Source organism: Crossiella sp. NPDC003009, assembly GCF_053591555.1.
The window spans coordinates 1-14,249 of the sequence record NZ_JBSFUA010000033.1 but is presented as its reverse complement, the minus strand read 5'-3'; the positions used below and the strand labels follow the sequence as shown (position 1 = coordinate 14,249).

The 14,249-nt window shown below is 71.7% G+C and carries 13 protein-coding genes and 1 pseudogene; 8 read left to right on the top strand and 6 right to left on the bottom strand.

Going from position 1 to position 14,249, the window contains the following annotated elements; translation table 11 throughout:
* Positions 1-75: 75 nt before the first annotated feature.
* The 3 genes from ACWDY5_RS28305 to ACWDY5_RS28295 are packed head-to-tail and all read right to left on the bottom strand — an operon-like array spanning position 76 to position 4,839.
* Positions 76-1,224 carry an acyl-CoA dehydrogenase family protein gene (locus ACWDY5_RS28305; protein WP_449725198.1) on the bottom strand — a complete coding sequence of 383 codons (1,149 nt, stop codon included), beginning with the start codon at positions 1,222-1,224 and terminating at the stop codon, positions 76-78.
* Between the two features lies 1 nt (position 1,225).
* A complete protein-coding gene (locus ACWDY5_RS28300; RefSeq protein ID WP_449725197.1) occupies positions 1,226-3,220 on the bottom strand; it encodes an ATP-binding protein in 1,995 nt (664 codons plus the stop codon).
* An 11-nt stretch (positions 3,221-3,231) separates the two neighbouring features.
* Complete coding sequence (locus ACWDY5_RS28295) at positions 3,232-4,839, bottom strand: carboxyl transferase domain-containing protein (protein WP_449725196.1); 1,608 nt, start codon at positions 4,837-4,839, stop codon at positions 3,232-3,234.
* Between the two features lie 123 nt (positions 4,840-4,962).
* Here ACWDY5_RS28295 and ACWDY5_RS28290 point away from each other — a divergent pair, with 123 nt between their 5' ends.
* From ACWDY5_RS28290 to ACWDY5_RS28280, 3 genes are all read left to right on the top strand, one after another.
* Positions 4,963-5,565: an SACE_7040 family transcriptional regulator gene (locus ACWDY5_RS28290; protein WP_252479869.1), complete on the top strand. Its 603-nt coding sequence runs from the start codon at positions 4,963-4,965 to the stop codon at positions 5,563-5,565.
* A 139-nt stretch (positions 5,566-5,704) separates the two neighbouring features.
* Positions 5,705-6,502, top strand: coding sequence for a hypothetical protein (locus ACWDY5_RS28285; protein WP_449725195.1), 798 nt, complete (start codon positions 5,705-5,707; stop codon positions 6,500-6,502).
* Positions 6,502-6,762 carry a hypothetical protein gene (locus tag ACWDY5_RS28280; RefSeq protein WP_449725194.1) on the top strand — a complete coding sequence of 87 codons (261 nt, stop codon included), beginning with the start codon at positions 6,502-6,504 and terminating at the stop codon, positions 6,760-6,762. Before ACWDY5_RS28285 ends, ACWDY5_RS28280 begins: the two co-directional genes overlap by 1 nt.
* 56 nt (positions 6,763-6,818) lie before the next feature.
* Here ACWDY5_RS28280 and ACWDY5_RS28275 read toward each other — a convergent pair whose 3' ends face one another.
* Positions 6,819-8,687 carry a discoidin domain-containing protein gene (locus ACWDY5_RS28275; RefSeq protein ID WP_449725193.1) on the bottom strand — a complete coding sequence of 623 codons (1,869 nt, stop codon included), beginning with the start codon at positions 8,685-8,687 and terminating at the stop codon, positions 6,819-6,821.
* Positions 8,688-8,831: 144 nt separating this feature from the next.
* Here ACWDY5_RS28275 and ACWDY5_RS28270 point away from each other — a divergent pair, with 144 nt between their 5' ends.
* Entirely contained in the window at positions 8,832-9,335 is a 504-nt protein-coding gene (locus ACWDY5_RS28270) for a hypothetical protein (protein ID WP_449725192.1), read from the top strand.
* Position 9,336: 1 nt separating this feature from the next.
* Here ACWDY5_RS28270 and ACWDY5_RS28265 read toward each other — a convergent pair whose 3' ends face one another.
* Positions 9,337-10,251 (bottom strand): LysR substrate-binding domain-containing protein, encoded by a 915-nt coding sequence (locus ACWDY5_RS28265; protein ID WP_449725191.1) that lies wholly within the window; start codon positions 10,249-10,251, stop codon positions 9,337-9,339.
* A 75-nt stretch (positions 10,252-10,326) separates the two neighbouring features.
* Here ACWDY5_RS28265 and ACWDY5_RS28260 point away from each other — a divergent pair, with 75 nt between their 5' ends.
* The 4 genes from ACWDY5_RS28260 to ACWDY5_RS28245 all read left to right on the top strand — a co-directional run bounded on the left by ACWDY5_RS28260 (position 10,327) and on the right by ACWDY5_RS28245 (position 13,998).
* On the top strand, positions 10,327-11,538 hold the full coding sequence (locus ACWDY5_RS28260) for an aminotransferase class I/II-fold pyridoxal phosphate-dependent enzyme (RefSeq protein ID WP_449725190.1): 1,212 nt from the start codon (positions 10,327-10,329) through the stop codon (positions 11,536-11,538).
* 38 nt (positions 11,539-11,576) lie between these two features.
* Entirely contained in the window at positions 11,577-11,852 is a 276-nt protein-coding gene (locus tag ACWDY5_RS28255; RefSeq protein WP_449725189.1) for a DUF2277 domain-containing protein, read from the top strand.
* A gap of 191 nt (positions 11,853-12,043) precedes the next feature.
* Positions 12,044-12,913: a trypsin-like serine peptidase gene (locus ACWDY5_RS28250; protein WP_449725188.1), complete on the top strand. Its 870-nt coding sequence runs from the start codon at positions 12,044-12,046 to the stop codon at positions 12,911-12,913.
* Between the two features lie 104 nt (positions 12,914-13,017).
* Positions 13,018-13,998: a hypothetical protein gene (locus tag ACWDY5_RS28245; RefSeq protein WP_449725187.1), complete on the top strand. Its 981-nt coding sequence runs from the start codon at positions 13,018-13,020 to the stop codon at positions 13,996-13,998.
* Here the strand turns inward: ACWDY5_RS28245 and ACWDY5_RS28240 are convergent.
* Positions 13,995-14,249 (bottom strand): annotated as a pseudogene (locus tag ACWDY5_RS28240) (MerR family transcriptional regulator); the annotation flags it as partial. The gene ACWDY5_RS28245 and the pseudogene ACWDY5_RS28240 sit on opposite strands and share 4 nt — an antisense overlap.

Below are 14,249 nucleotides of genomic sequence, written 5' to 3'. Positions count from 1 at the left end.
GGTCCACCCCCGTCAGTCGCCTCACGTAGCGTGACGATCACGGTACTGGACCCGGCGGGTGCCGCGCTGTCTGACCTACAACCCGAGCTGCCGGGCGATCAGCATCCGCTGGACCTCGCTGGTGCCCTCGCCGATCTCCAGGATCTTCGCGTCCCGGTAGAACCGGCCCACCGGGTACTCGTTCATGAACCCGTAGCCGCCGAAGACCTGGGTGGCGTCGCGGGCGTTGTCCATGGCCGCGTTGCTGGCCACCAGCTTGGCGATGGCGGCTTCCTTCTTGAAGGGCTCGCCGCGCAACATCTTGGCCGCGGCGTGGTGGTAGGCCAGTCGCGAGGTGTGCGCGCGGGCCTCCATGTCGGCGATCTTGAACTGGATGGCCTGGTACTCGCCGATCTTCTGGCCGAAGGCCTCGCGCTCGCCGGCGTAGCGCACCGACTCGTCCACGCAGCCCTGGGCCAGGCCCACCGACAGCGCGGCGATGGCGATCCGGCCCTCGTCCAGGGTCTGCAGGAACTGGGCGTAGCCGCGGCCGCGTTCGCCGAGCAGGTTCTTGGCAGGCACTCGAACGTCCTCAAAGGACAGTTCGTGAGTGTCACTGGCGTTCCAGCCGACCTTGGAGTACTTCTTGGCCACGGTGAAGCCGGGGGTGCCGGAGGGCACGATGATGGTGGAGATCTCCTTGCGGCCATCGGGTTTCTTGCCGGTGACCGCGGCGACGGTGACGAAGCCGGTGAGGTCGGTGCCGGAGTTGGTGATGAAGGCCTTGCTGCCGTTGATCACCCACTCGTCGCCGTCCAGCTTGGCGGTGGTGCGCATGCCGGAGGCGTCCGAGCCGCTGCCGGGCTCGGTGAGACCGAAGGCGCCCAGCTTCTCCGCGGTGCACAGCCTGGGCAGCCACTCCGCCTTCTGCTCCGGGGTGCCGAAGCGGTGGATCGGCATGGCGCCCAGGGAGACCCCGGCCTCCAGGGTGATCGCCACCGAGGAGTCCACCCTGGCCAGCTCCTCCAGGGCCAGGCAGAGCGCGAAGTAGTCGCCGCCCATGCCGCCGTCGGCCTCTGGGAAGGGCAGGCCGAACAGGCCCATCTGACCCATCTTGCGCACGATCTCGTACGGGAACTCGCAGTTCTCGTAGAACTCCCCGATGACCGGGGCGACCTCGTCCCTGGCGAACTCGGCGACCGTCTTGCGGAGGGCCTCGTACTCCTCGCTCAGCTGCTCGAACATCTCATCCCTCCTGGGGAGTAACGACGGCAAGGGCCTGGTCCAGACCGACCTGTTGGCCGGGCCGCACCCGTAGTTCGCTGACGAGGCCGTCCACCGGGGCGGTGATGGTGTGCTCCATCTTCATGGCCTCGACGATGATCAGGGGCTGGCCCGCGGTGACGGCCTCGCCCTGGGCGACCTTGACCACCAGCACGGTGCCGGGCATCGGGCTGGTGACCGGGCCACCACGCCCGCCGGGGGCCTCGTGCCGGGCGGCGGCCAGCTTCTCGGTCTCGGTGACCTGGTAGGCGTGGCCACCGGTGGCCAGCCAGCTGGTCTGTCCCTTGTGGACGGTGGTGAACCTGGTGGTGCGGCCGCGGAAGGTCAGCGCGAGTTCCACCGCGCCGTCCTCGGCGGTGACCGCGCGGGCGCTTGCCGGTTCCGGTTCGCCCTCGCCGAGCGCGATCTCCGCGGCGTGCCCTCGGCCGCGCACCTTCACCGGCACCGGTTCCTGGCCGCTGATCTCCAGCTGCCAGCTGGTCCAGGCGGGCTCGCCGATCCGCCAGCCGCCGGGGATGTCCCACGGGCCGGCCTGTGCGCCGGGTTCCAGCGCCAGCAGACGTTCCAGCGCGACTGCGGCGTAGACCTCGTCCGGCACCGTCGCACTGACCAGCTTGTCCAGCCTGCGCTCGACCAGGCCGGTGTCCAGGTGGCCGGCCACCACGTCCGCATCGGCCAGCAGCGCCAGCAGGAACGGGATGTTGGTGGTGACGCCCAGCAGCGCGGTCGCGCGCAGCGCCGCGCTCATGCCGCGCAGGGCCTCCGCCCGGTCCGCGCCGTGCACGATGTACTTGGCCAGCATCGGGTCGTAGTCGCTGCCGACCACGCTGCCGGGCAGCAGCGCGGAATCCACCCTGGCCTGACCGAAGGGCTCGCGCACCACGTGCACGGTGCCGCCGGTGGGCAGGAAGTTGCGCGCCGGGTCCTCGGCGTAGATCCGGACCTCGACCGCGTGGCCGGTCAGCTCGACCTCGTCCTGGCCGAAGCCCAGCGGTTCGCCCGCGGCCACCCGCACCTGCCACTCGACCAGGTCATAGCCGGTGACCATCTCGGTGACCGGGTGCTCGACCTGGAGCCGGGTGTTCATCTCCATGAAGAAGAACTCGTCGGGGGCGTCGGCGGAGACGATGAACTCCACCGTGCCCGCGCCGGTGTAGCCGACCGCGCGGGCCGCCTCCACTGCCGCCGCGCCCATCCGCGCCCGCGCGGCCTCGTCCAGCAGCGGGGAGGGCGCCTCTTCGATGATCTTCTGGTGCCGCCGCTGCAGGCTGCACTCGCGTTCGCCCAGGTGCAGCACGGTGCCGTGGTTGTCGGCCAGCACCTGGATCTCGATGTGCCGGGGCCGCTGCACGAACCGCTCCAGCAGCAGCGTGTCGTCGCCGAAGGAGCCGCGCGCCTCCCGGCGGGCGCTGGCGATCGCCTCGGCCAGCCCCGCGGTCTCGGTGACCAGCCGCATGCCCTTGCCGCCGCCACCGGCGGAAGGCTTGAGCAGCACCGGGAAACCGACCTCGGCCGCGGCCTCGATCAGGTCCTCGTCGGTCAGGCCGGGCTCGCTGCGGCCGGGCACCACGGGCACCCCGGCGGCCGATACGGTCTGCTTGGCGCGGATCTTGTCGCCCATGGCTTCGATCGCGGCAGGCGGCGGGCCGATGAAGACCAGCCCGGCCTCGGCGCAGGCCGTGGCGAAGGCGGTGTTCTCGGCCAGGAAGCCGTAGCCGGGGTGCACGGCCTGCGCGCCGGTCTCCCTGGCGGCGTTGATGATCCGCTCGATGGACAGGTAGCTCTCCCGCGCGGCGGCCGGGCCGATGCGCACCGCGACGTCGGCCTCCCGCACGTGCCGGGCACCGGCGTCGGCGTCGCTGTACACCGCGACCGAGCGGATGCCCATGCGCCGCAACGTGTCGATCACCCGGACCGCGATCTCACCGCGGTTGGCGACCAGGACGGTGTCGAACATGGTCAACTGCCTCACATTCGGAAAACGCCGTAGCCCGTGGGCTCGATCGGCGCGTTGGCGGCGGCGGAGAGGGCGAGACCGAGCACGGTGCGGGTGTCGGCGGGGTCGATCACGCCGTCGTCCCACAGCCGGGCGGTGGAGTAGTACGGGTGGCCCTGGTCCTCGTACTGGGCGCGGATCGGGTCCTTGAACGCCTGCTCGTCCTCGGCGGACCAGTCCTGACCCTTGGCCTCGAACTGGTCGCGGCGCACGGTGGCCAGCACCGAGGCGGCCTGTTCGCCGCCCATCACCGAGATCCGCGCGTTCGGCCACATCCACAGGAACCGCGGCGAGTAGGCCCGGCCGCACATCGAGTAGTTGCCGGCGCCGAAGGAACCGCCGATGATCATGGTGAACTTGGGCACCCGCGCGCAGGCCACCGCGGTGACCATCTTCGCGCCGTGCTTGGCGATGCCGCCTGCCTCGTACTCGCGGCCGACCATGAACCCGGAGATGTTCTGCAGGAACACCAGCGGGGTCTGCCGCTGGTCGCAGAGCTGGATGAAGTGCGCGCCCTTGACCGCGGACTCGCCGAAGAGGATGCCGTTGTTGGCCACGATGCCCACCGGGTGGCCGTGGATGCGGGCGAACCCGGTGACCAGGGTCTGCCCGTACTCGCGCTTGAACTCGTGGAACTTGCTGCCGTCCACGATCCGCGCGATCACCTCGCGCACGTCGTAGGGCGTGCGGCTGTCCACCGGCACCACGCCGTAGAGTTCGGCGGGGTCGGCCAGCGGCTCCTCGCTCGGCTCGATCCGCCACGGCTGGGGCTGACGTGGGCCGAGGGTGTCCACAATGGACCGGACGATCTGCAGCGCGTGCGCGTCGTCCTCGGCCAGGTGGTCGGTGACCCCGGAGGTGCGCGAGTGCAGCTCACCGCCGCCCAGCTCCTCTGCGGTGACCACCTCGCCGGTGGCCGCCTTCACCAGCGGCGGGCCGCCGAGGAAGATCGTGCCCTGGTTGCGCACGATCACCGCTTCATCGCTCATCGCCGGGACGTAGGCGCCGCCTGCGGTGCAGGAGCCGAGCACCGCGGCGATCTGCGGGATGCCCCGGCCGGACATGGTGGCCTGGTTGTAGAAGATCCGGCCGAAGTGCTCGCGGTCGGGGAACACCTCGTCCTGACGGGGCAGGAACGCGCCGCCGGAGTCGACCAGGTACACGCAGGGCAGGTTGTTGTGCAGCGCCACTTCCTGGGCGCGCAGGTGCTTCTTGACCGTCATCGGGTAGTAGGTGCCGCCCTTGACGGTGGCGTCGTTGGCCACGATCACGCACTCGCGCCCGGAGATCCGGCCGACACCGGTGATGATGCCGGCGGCCGGGGCCTCGCCGTCGTACATGCCGTGCGCGGCCAGCGGGGACAGCTCCAGGAACGGCGAGCCGGGGTCGACCAGTGAGTCGACGCGGTCGCGCGGCAGCAGCTTGCCGCGTTCGACGTGCCGCTGCCGGGCGCGCTCCGGGCCGCCCTTGCGCGCCTGGGCCAGCTGGTCGCGCAGGTCGGCGGACAGCGCGGTGTGCTCCTCGACGGCGCGCTTGAAACTCTCCGCGGTCGGATCCGCGCTGCTGCGCAGGACGTCCATCGCCGGACTCTCCTCGTTGAGACTCGCTTGCGGGGTCGAACGTGACTCAGCAAAGTTAACGGTCGTTAACACCGCTGACCTTCATGTTAACGCTCGCTAACCTTCGGCGCTAGTATCACCACTATGACGTCGAGCGCAGCCACCCGGCAGAGTGGGCCGACCCGTCGCGAACAGCTGCTGGCCGCGGCGGCCGAACTCTTCGCCCGGCACGGCTTCCACGGCGTCGGCATCGACGACATCGGCTCCGCGGTGGGCATCAGCGGCCCCGGCGTCTACCGGCATTTCCGCAGCAAGGACGCCATGCTCGGGGAGATGCTGGTGGACATCAGCCAGAAGCTCCTGGACGGCGGCGGGGCCAGGGTGGCCGCCGCGCCGGACCCGGAGTCCGCGCTCAACGCCCTGATCGGCTGGCAGCTGGACTTCGCGCTGGACAACCGCGCGCTGATCACCGTGCACGAGCGCAACCTGGGCAACCTGGCCGAGGCCGACCGCCGCCAGGTCCGCGCCCTGCAACGCCGCTACGTCGAGGTGTGGGTGCGGGTGATCGTGCAGGCGGTGCCCGGCCTCGACGACGAACCGGCCGCCCGCGCCGCCGCGCACGCGGTCTTCGGCCTGCTCAACTCCACCCCGCACAGCGCGCACCTGGACCGCGCGGCGATGGCCGGCCTGCTGCACCGAATGGCGCTGGCCGCGCTCACCACCCCGGGCACACTGTCCGGGAAGTGAGCGGGATCGCTTTTCCCGCGGTAACGCGAGCTGTCCGAAATAAGAACAAACGTTGTTCCCTGCTCCATTCGGGAAAAACCACATGAGCGCGGTCACAACTGTTTGACCGCAATCGTTGCGAATTCCTAGCTTTCGAGCCGTGAGAAATTCCGTTCTGGTCCGCACCCTGACCGCCGCCGCGCTCGGTCTGGGTCTGCTCATCCCGGGTACGGCCGCCGCCACCGCGGCGCCCGCCCCCACCGCCGCGGTCTCCATCGTCGGCCTGCCGATCGCCCCGCCACTCAAGCCCGGCGTCGAGTCCAAGACCTGGAAGGTCGCCGACTACATCAAGGCGTGGGAGACCTTCCACGGCCGCGCGATGACCGCCGACGAGCGCGCCAACCTGGCCCGCGGCTGCATCGGCGTCACCGTGGTCAACCTGGAGCGCGCCGACGTCGGCAACCCTCCGCTCGGCCTGTCCTTCGGCACCTTCGGCAAGGCCCGCGAGGTGCAGGCCGCGCTGAACGAGATCATCAAGTCCCGGCCCAGCGTCGCCCAGTACGCCGCCGCCGTGCGCGCCCACCCGCTGCTGAGCAAGCTGGAGAACGTGCAGCGCGCCCTCCCCCGTGACCTGGACTCCGGCGAACTGACCGCGGCCATCTTCTCCAAGCGGTTCTACTCGAAGCAGCACCCGGACTGGACCGACGAGTTCGCCGAGAAGATGTACCGGCCGAATGCGCGCGGCCAGGTCGACATGAACTCCTACCGTTATGCCGCCCGCCCCGGTTATGTCAACTTCGACTACGGCTGGTACGACGAGAACACCAAGAACTGGTGGCACGCGAACCACGCCGAACCGGGCATGAAGGTATTCCAGAGCACTTTCGACTACTATTCGCGCGACCTGCTGGACTTCGACCGCCAGGTGTTCACCGTGGCATTCGCGAAGAAGGTCTGATGAACCTCGCCGACCAGGCCGGGAAAACCGTCCGCCTCCGCGGCACCGCGGGCAACGCGCACGCGGGCGCGGTTCTCCTCCGCGACGGGGAACCGCCGGTGTACGTGGCCGGGCTGTCCAGTTGGGGCGCGGCCGCCGGGCTGACCGTGGAGGTGACCGGGGTGGTGACCATCGTGCCCGGCCCCGGCAGCACGGACCGGCACGGCCTGACCGGCGACGTGGTCCAGCTCCGCGAGGCGGACTGGCACCCGGTCCGGTGACCGGGGGTGGGGCGGGCGGCGCGCATCGGGCGCCACCCGCCCCACCATGGCGCGGGTCAACGTCGTTGTTCCACCCGCACCCAGTCCACCTCGGTCTTGATCTCGCTCGTCCGCACCCGGTCGACACTGGACTGCGGCAGCCCCCAGTACGGCTGGGTCACCTTGTTGTGCCCGGCGGGATAGGCCCCGCCGAGGGCGAAGTTCAGGATCACGTACTGGTTCTTGTCGAAGACCCACTGCCCGCGCAGCGACTCCACGTGGTCCCTGGTGATCCGGTGGTACTCCCGGCCGTCCAGTGAGAACGCGATGTACTGCGGTGTCCACTCCGCGGAGTAGACGTGCCACTGGTCCGCGCTGCCACCGGCCGGGAAGTACTCGGTCTTGCCGATGTTGCCGTCGGCGGAGTAGCCGGGGCCGTGCATCGCCGCGCTGACCCAGTTGCCGTAGCCGATGTTCTCCAGGATGTCGGTCTCCCCGCTGGCCGGCCAGCCCACGTTGGGATCGTCCACATCGCTGCCCAGCAACCAGAACGCCGGCCAGTAACCGTCGCCCACCGGCATCTTCACCCTGGCGCTGATCCGGCCGTAGGTGAAGTCGTGCTTGGTGCCGGTGTCGATCCGGCCGGAGGTGAAGTCGAACTTGCCGCCGTCAGGCGTGGTGAACCCCGGCTTCCAGCGCGCGGTCAGCTCCAGGGAACCGTTGCGCACACTGATGTTCTCCGGCGAGTCGACGTAGGCCTGGGCCTCGCCGTTGACCGGGTTGAAGGTCGCCCCGGTCCGCTGCACCCGCCACCGGTTCCGGTCCAGCGCCGCGCCGGTGAAGTCGTCGAAGAACGTGGTCTGGTACGTGCCACCGGGGTTGGGCGGCGCGTCCGGGTAGCGGGCCGCGGCACTGCCGCCGGTGCCCCAGACCTGGAACTCGTAGAGCGAGTAGCCGAACTGCGCGGTGTGCGGCGCGGGGTTGTAGAAGGATCGCCGCTCGATGCCGCGCATCCGGATGTAGCGGGCGTCGGTGCCCAGGTTCACCCGGTCGATCCGGCCGACCGCCTCACCCGGCGGCTGCACATCGGCCCGCCGCGCGGCCACCTCGTCGGCCGAGGGCCGGTAGACCTGCCGCCAGTTCCGGTTGTCCGCGGAGACTTCGAGGGCGTAGTCCACCGCGTAGGCGGCCTGCCAGTACAGCTCGACCCGGTTGATCCGCGCGTTCGCGCCCAGGTCCACACCGAGCCAGCGGTTGGCGTTCCAGTCGCTGGACCAGCGGGTGGTGTCATCCCGCAGGTTCTCCGGGTAGCCGCCGTCCACCGCGAAGGCAGGCGAGTTCCCGGCGTGCTGGTAGTAGTCGCCGAAGACCGGGTGGTGCAGCGCCAGGTTGCGCTCGGTGGTGCCGGCCGGTGCGGGCACGCCGCCCTTGACCACCGCCGAGAACAGCGAGTAGCCGTAGGGGGTCGCGCGCTCGATGCCGCGCAGCCGCAGGTACCGGCCGACCACCTCGCGCGGGTAGGTGTGCACGTTCGTGGTGCCACCGGTGCCCGCGTTCTCGGTGTAGAACGGCCGCCAGTCGCTGCCGTTGCCGGAGACCTCCAGCGCGTAGCGGCGGCCGAAGGCGGCCTCCCACACCAGCTGAACCTGGCTGATGCGGATGCTGGCGCCCAGGTCGATGCGCAGCCAGGCGTCGTCGGCGGGGTTGCTGGCCCAGCGGGTGCCGGGGTTGTTGTCGATGGCCTTGCCCGGCGCGAAGTCCGGGTTCTCGGAGCCGGAGGCGGTGGCCGCGGCGGGGTTGACCGCCAGTGCCGCCGCGGCCCAGTCCTTGTCCCAGCCGGGTTCGGGCGCGGCCTGCGCCGCCGGGATGAGGGCGGTGCCGAACAGGGCGGCGACCAGTGGGGCGATGAGCAGTCGTCGCGCCAGGGAACGGTGTTGTGCGCGCATGGCGCCACCTCGCAACTTCAGGGAGGGCTGTCAGCTGGCGGCGTGAGAGCGCTCTCTCGGATGCCACTCTAGAACGATTTACCTGGCTGTCAATCGCCCGTAACGACCCAGCGGCGCGATACTGGCGGCGAGCAGGCGAGGCTCATGATCCGGGAACTCGCGCGCGCCCTGGCCGCGCTGGCACTGCTGACCTCGTGCACGACGCCACCGCCACCCGCCCCGACCACATCGCCACCGGCCGAGCCGCTCCAGGGCACGAGCAGCCCGCGCTCCCGCCAGCTCCAGACCCTGCTGCACGAGTTCCTGCGCGCGGAGGCCCCGGCCACCCGGATTACCAGCACCGCGGAGGCCGCGCGATCGGTGCTCTCGGCCAGGAAACACACCGCGGAAGCCCAGCTCCAGACCGCCGACGGCCGCGCGGGCTCGGTGCGCGTCGGCCAGGCCGCCTGCCAGCCGGGGACCGCGCCACGGTGCCGGACCAAGGAGGTCGACGGCGGCACCGTGGTCGCCACGGACAACACCGACCTCATCCTGATCGAGTTCTTCCGCCCGGACTCGACCCGGCCGATCCTGGTCAGAACAACGGGACGGGCCCTCGACACCGAGGCCGCCATCCGCCTCGCGACCGGGCTGAACTCGGCCCACTAGATCAGAGAGCGCTCTCGGCCAGCCGGTGCCGACGCAGCGCCGCCAACGCGACCTGCACCGCGGGCCGCCCCCGGCTGCCCTCGCGCAGCAGCACCACGATGTCCCGCCCAGCGTCCTCGGCGTCGATGCCCACCGTCACCATCCCCGGCCACCTGGCCAGGTCGGCGATCGCGGGCACGCAGGCCACCCCGTGCCCCGCGGTCACGAACGCCGCCAGCACCGCCACATCACTGGTCCGGTGCAGGATGTCCGGGGTGAACCCGGCGCGGTGGCACAGCGCGGGCACCAACCTGCCGAAGTAGCTGCCCGCCTCCCCCGCGATCCAGCGTTCCCCGGCCAGCTCGGCGATCCGCACCACGCCCGAGCGCCTGGCCAGGCGGTGACCGGCAGGCAGGGCCAGGCGGACCGGGTCGCGGAACAGGACCTCGGTGTGCGTGCCGGGCCGGATGGTCAGCGGGGCGCTGTCGTAGGAGGAGACCACGGCCAGGTCAAGCCGGCCGGCGGGCACCGCGTCCTGGGCCTCCTCGGTGGTGACGTGCGCGGCTTCCACGCGCAGGCGCGGGTGCTCGGCGGCCAGGTCGGTGAGCACGCCGGGCAGCACGCCGGCGGCGATGGTCTGCACCGCGCCGATCCGGATCACGCCCGACGGGTCGCCCTTGACCCGCTCGGCGACCGTGCCCGCCTCCTCCAGCTCGTGCAGCACCCGCTCGGCGTGCCCGGCCAGCAGCAGACCGGCCTCGGTGCAGCGCAGGGTGCGGCCCACCTTCTCGGTCAGCGCGACCCCAGCGGCCCGTTGCAGCGCGGCGAGCTGGTGGCTGGCCGCGGACCGGCTCAGGTGCAGCGCCTGCGCGGCCGCGGTCAGGGTGCCGCGGCGGCGCAGCTCGTGCAGTAGACGCAGGGCGGGCAGGGAGAGCACCGGTGCACCATATCGAACACTATCCGATCAATTGTTGAGCTTGTGTGCCACCGTGGCACAGGGTCTGCTGGACCCGTGACCCTCCCGTACGCCCCCGGCCCCATCCTCGCCGACACCCGATCCCACCTGCGCAAACTCGACGAGGCCCGCCGCCACATCCGGCACCGCGCCGCCGAGGCGCTGCCCCTGCACAACGTCAGCGGCCTGGACCGCCGCATCGACCTGCCCGAGCTGGACACCTGGGTGCTGGACGACGAGTGGGCGGGCGCGCTCTACGCCGAACCCCTGCACGAGCTGGGCCTGGAACACCTGGGCGGCGAGTCCGGCCGGGACGACATCCTGGTCACCAACCGCCTCACCGCGGCCCTGTACGCGGCCATGCAGGTCACCGTCCGCCCCGGTTCCACCGTGGTCGGCGTCTCCCCCAGCCACAGCCATCCCGCGGTGACCCGCGCGGTCCGCGACGCGGGCGGCCACCTGGTCGAGTCCACCGTGGCCGCGCTCGCGGAAACCCTTGCCGCGCAACAGGATGTCTCGGTGGTGGCACTGACCCGCCTCGCCGTCACCTACGACACGCTGACCACCGAGGACCTGCGCCGCGTGGTCGAGCTGGCGCACGCGCACGGCGCACTGGTCGTGGTGGACGACGCGGGCGGCGCGAGGGTCGGCCCGGCCGTCCTCGGCCAGCCCCGCACCCTGGAGTTCGACGCGGACTTAGGTGCCACCGGCCTGGACAAGTACGGCGTCGGCGGGCCCAGGGTCGGCCTGCTCGGCGGGCGCGCCGACCTGGTCGCCCAGGCCCGCGCCCGCGCGTTCGAGCTCGGCAGCGAATGCCGCCCCGCCCTCTACCCCGCCGTGGCGCAGACCCTCCAGGACTACCGTCCGGAACGGGTCCGCGAGCTGGTCGCGCAGACCCAGCTGGTCGGCACGGCACTGCGCGCCCGCCTCGGCGACTGGGTCGAGCAGACCCCGTTCATCACCCGCCTGCCCGGCGCCGGGGTGCTCGCCGAACTGGGCCGCCGCAAGCCGGTCGGCCCGCTGGCCCCGATCGAGGCCACCGCGGCACTGGCCATGACCCTGCTCCGCGACCACGGCCTGCTCACCGTGCACTTCGCGGGGCTGCCACCGGGCACCGACGCGCTCCTGATCAAGTTCCTGCCGCCGGAGACCATCGCCGCGATCGGCGGCCCGGACGTCTTCGCCGCCGCCGTCGACGACGCCTTGGACCAGGCCGCCGCCGCGGTCACCGACTTAGGCAGCACCCGCGCCCTGCTGCACGGCCCGTGAACCGGCCGCTGTCGGTGCCCGGTCGTACTGTGGTTCGCATGTGCCGCAACATCACCACGCTCCGGGGCCTGGAACCCTCCGCGACCCCGGAGGAGATCGAGGCCGCCGCCCGCCAGTACGTCCGCAAGATCAGCGGCGTGCAGTCGCTCTCCGACGCCACCCGCGAGGCATTCGAGCGCGCGGTCGCCGAGGTCGCGGAGACCACCACCCGGCTGCTCGCCGAGCTGCCGGACCGCAAGGTGCCGCCGCCCACGGTGCCGCCACTGCGCCGCCCGGAGGTCCAGGCCCGCCTGGCCGCGAAAGCCAAGGGCTAGGCTGCCCCGGAGCACGAAGAGCCGGCAGCGCGAAGGGCTCGCCGGCGTCGACGACGACGGCGGGGCCGCGCAACGGGCTGCGCCGGGCCATCGCCGTCCTGCTGGTCGGCACCGCGCGGGCCGCGGGCCCCACGCACCATCGTCTTCGACGGCCTCGCGCAACGCGATCGCGCGCCGGGCGTCTCCTGATCATGGCAACTCTCACCGGCCTCGCACTCGCCGCGACCACCGCCCTGGCCACCACGGCACCGGTGACCCCGGCCGCCGACACCGTCCTGGTCACCCAGGTCAGCCAGCCGGACCGGGCGGCCGCGCTCGCGCACTGGACGCCGGAGCGGATGCGCGAGGTCGGCCGGGACTCCGGGGACCGGGCCGAGCGGGTGGCCACGCCGCACACCGGGGCGGCCAGGGGTGTGGGCAGGTTGTTCACCACCCAGCAGCCGGGGCCGGAGACCTGGTGCACGGCCACCGCGGTGGCCAAGGACGTGGTGGTGACCGCGGCGCACTGCGTGTGGCCGGGCTACACCCGCTGGGAGGAGCCGATCGAGGTGCGCAACCTGGTGTTCGCGCCGGGCTACGACCAGGGTCAGACGCCGCTGGGGGTGTACCCGGCGCGGGCCTTCCTGCTGCAGAGCTCCTACACCAGGCAGTCCTCGCCGGATGTGGCCATGGTGGTGCTGGATCCGGTGGACGGCCAGCACGTCGGCGACCGCGCGGGCACCCAGCGGCTGAGCTTCGACCCGCCTGCCTCGCTGGAGACCACCATCCTGGGCTACCCGGGATCGAAGGCGGGCCTGGGGCAGAAGCTGTTCCGGTGCGAGCTCCCGGCCAAGCGCAGCTCGCAGTGGGAGACGCTCTGCGACATGGCCGGTGGCTCCAGCGGCGGCCCGTGGTTCACCGGCTTCGACCCGGCCACCGGTGAGGGCACCGTCTACTCGGTGACCAGCAAGGGCACCGTCGACCTGGACGAGACCACCGGCGAGGTCTACACCAAGGACCTGGTGGGCACGCTGCTCTCACCCGGCGACCGCGAGCTGCTGACCCGCGCCGGGCAGCTCTGAGCCGTCCGACCGCGAACCGCGCTGTCCGACTGAGAACGGTGGTCAGGGCCCGGGCGAGGCGCGCAGAATGGGTGGCTCACTGGGGAACCTGAGGGGGTTCAGCAATGCGTGCCACCACTTCGCTCCGCCTTGCCCTGCTCGCCGCCGTGCTCGCCACCGGACTCGTCGCCCCGGCCGCCACCGCCGCGCCCGCCTGCACCTGGCGGGCGAGCGCGGTGCCGACCCCGGCCGGGCTCGACCCAGCCGACTTCGCGGTCACCGGCTCCGACGGCAGCGGCAACTACTCCGGGCACTACAAGGCGGGCTCGGCCGAGGCCGTGTTCTACCGCTGGGTCAACGGAAACCCGGTCGCGCAGCCACCGGCGGCGACCGCGCTGCGGCTGGTCGTGGACGAGAACGCCGCCGGCACCGTGCTGTTGCAGGGCGAGACCGGGGTGTTGTTCACCCAGACCAAGGCCGGGACCTACCAAAGCTTGGCCGTGCCTGCCGGGTTCACCTCGGTGACCGCGCTGGCCATCAACAACCGCGGCGAGGCGCTCGCCTCGGCCACCCGCACCGCGGACAACCGCTCCGTCGGCCTGCTCTGGCGCTCGACCGGCACCGTGGTGGTGGACGCGCCCGGCACCTCGGGCGTGCGCGCGATCGACCTGGACGACCAGGGTGCGGTGCTGCTCAACACCACCAACACCGCGGAGCTGGCCGCGCTGGTCTGGCGGGACGGCGACATCAGCCGGAACGGGTTGCGCACCAGGCTGTCCCCTCGTGCCATCAGCGGCGGGATGGCCGTGGGCGTGGATCTCAGCAGCATCGAGCCCGCCGGCTGGCAGTGGGACAGCGAGCGCGGCAACGTGACCTACCTGCCGCGCTCCACCTGGGCCGAGTCGATCAACCACACGCAGCTGGTCGGCGGGCAGGCCGACCGGCCCGACGGCCCGCCCGCGGTGTGGCGAGCCGAGTCCTTCGTGACGCTGCTGCCGCTGCTGCCGGGCATGACCACGGCCAGGGTGAACCACGTCGGCGACGACGGCGTGGTGTTCGGCCGGGGCGGCGGGCCGCTGCGCTCGGTGCGCTGGCATTGCGGCTAGGGGTCCTGACCGAGGAGTTGTCCCGTGCGCTCGATGCAGCGCAGCCGAGCGGGAGAGAAGTCGTACGGCATCTTGGTGATCGCGTCGAAGGCGCTCATCCGCGTGTGGTGCTCCTCATCCAGGCCGCCGTAGCTCTCGAAGAGCTTCTCCTCGGCCGTGTCCAGCCCGGCAGCCGCGATGGCCTGCCCCAGGGCCTTGTGGTGGTGGTATCGCTGGGTGGCGAGTTCTTCCACGCGCGGGTCATCGGGCTC

Excerpts from the sequence above, each read along its gene's own strand:
- ACWDY5_RS28300 (WP_449725197.1), bottom strand. The coding sequence starts at position 3,220 with ATGTTCGACACCGTCCTGGTCGCCAACCGCGGTGAGATCGCGGTCCGG.
- ACWDY5_RS28295 (WP_449725196.1), bottom strand. The coding sequence starts at position 4,839 with ATGGACGTCCTGCGCAGCAGCGCGGATCCGACCGCGGAGAGTTTCAAG.
- ACWDY5_RS28250 (WP_449725188.1), top strand. The coding sequence starts at position 12,044 with ATGGCAACTCTCACCGGCCTCGCACTCGCCGCGACCACCGCCCTGGCC.
- ACWDY5_RS28275 (WP_449725193.1), bottom strand. The coding sequence starts at position 8,687 with ATGCGCGCACAACACCGTTCCCTGGCGCGACGACTGCTCATCGCCCCA.
- ACWDY5_RS28270 (WP_449725192.1), top strand. The coding sequence starts at position 8,832 with ATGATCCGGGAACTCGCGCGCGCCCTGGCCGCGCTGGCACTGCTGACC.
- ACWDY5_RS28280 (WP_449725194.1), top strand. The coding sequence starts at position 6,502 with ATGAACCTCGCCGACCAGGCCGGGAAAACCGTCCGCCTCCGCGGCACC.
- ACWDY5_RS28305 (WP_449725198.1), bottom strand. The coding sequence starts at position 1,224 with ATGTTCGAGCAGCTGAGCGAGGAGTACGAGGCCCTCCGCAAGACGGTC.
- ACWDY5_RS28290 (WP_252479869.1), top strand. The coding sequence starts at position 4,963 with ATGACGTCGAGCGCAGCCACCCGGCAGAGTGGGCCGACCCGTCGCGAA.
- ACWDY5_RS28255 (WP_449725189.1), top strand. The coding sequence starts at position 11,577 with ATGTGCCGCAACATCACCACGCTCCGGGGCCTGGAACCCTCCGCGACC.
- ACWDY5_RS28245 (WP_449725187.1), top strand. The coding sequence starts at position 13,018 with ATGCGTGCCACCACTTCGCTCCGCCTTGCCCTGCTCGCCGCCGTGCTC.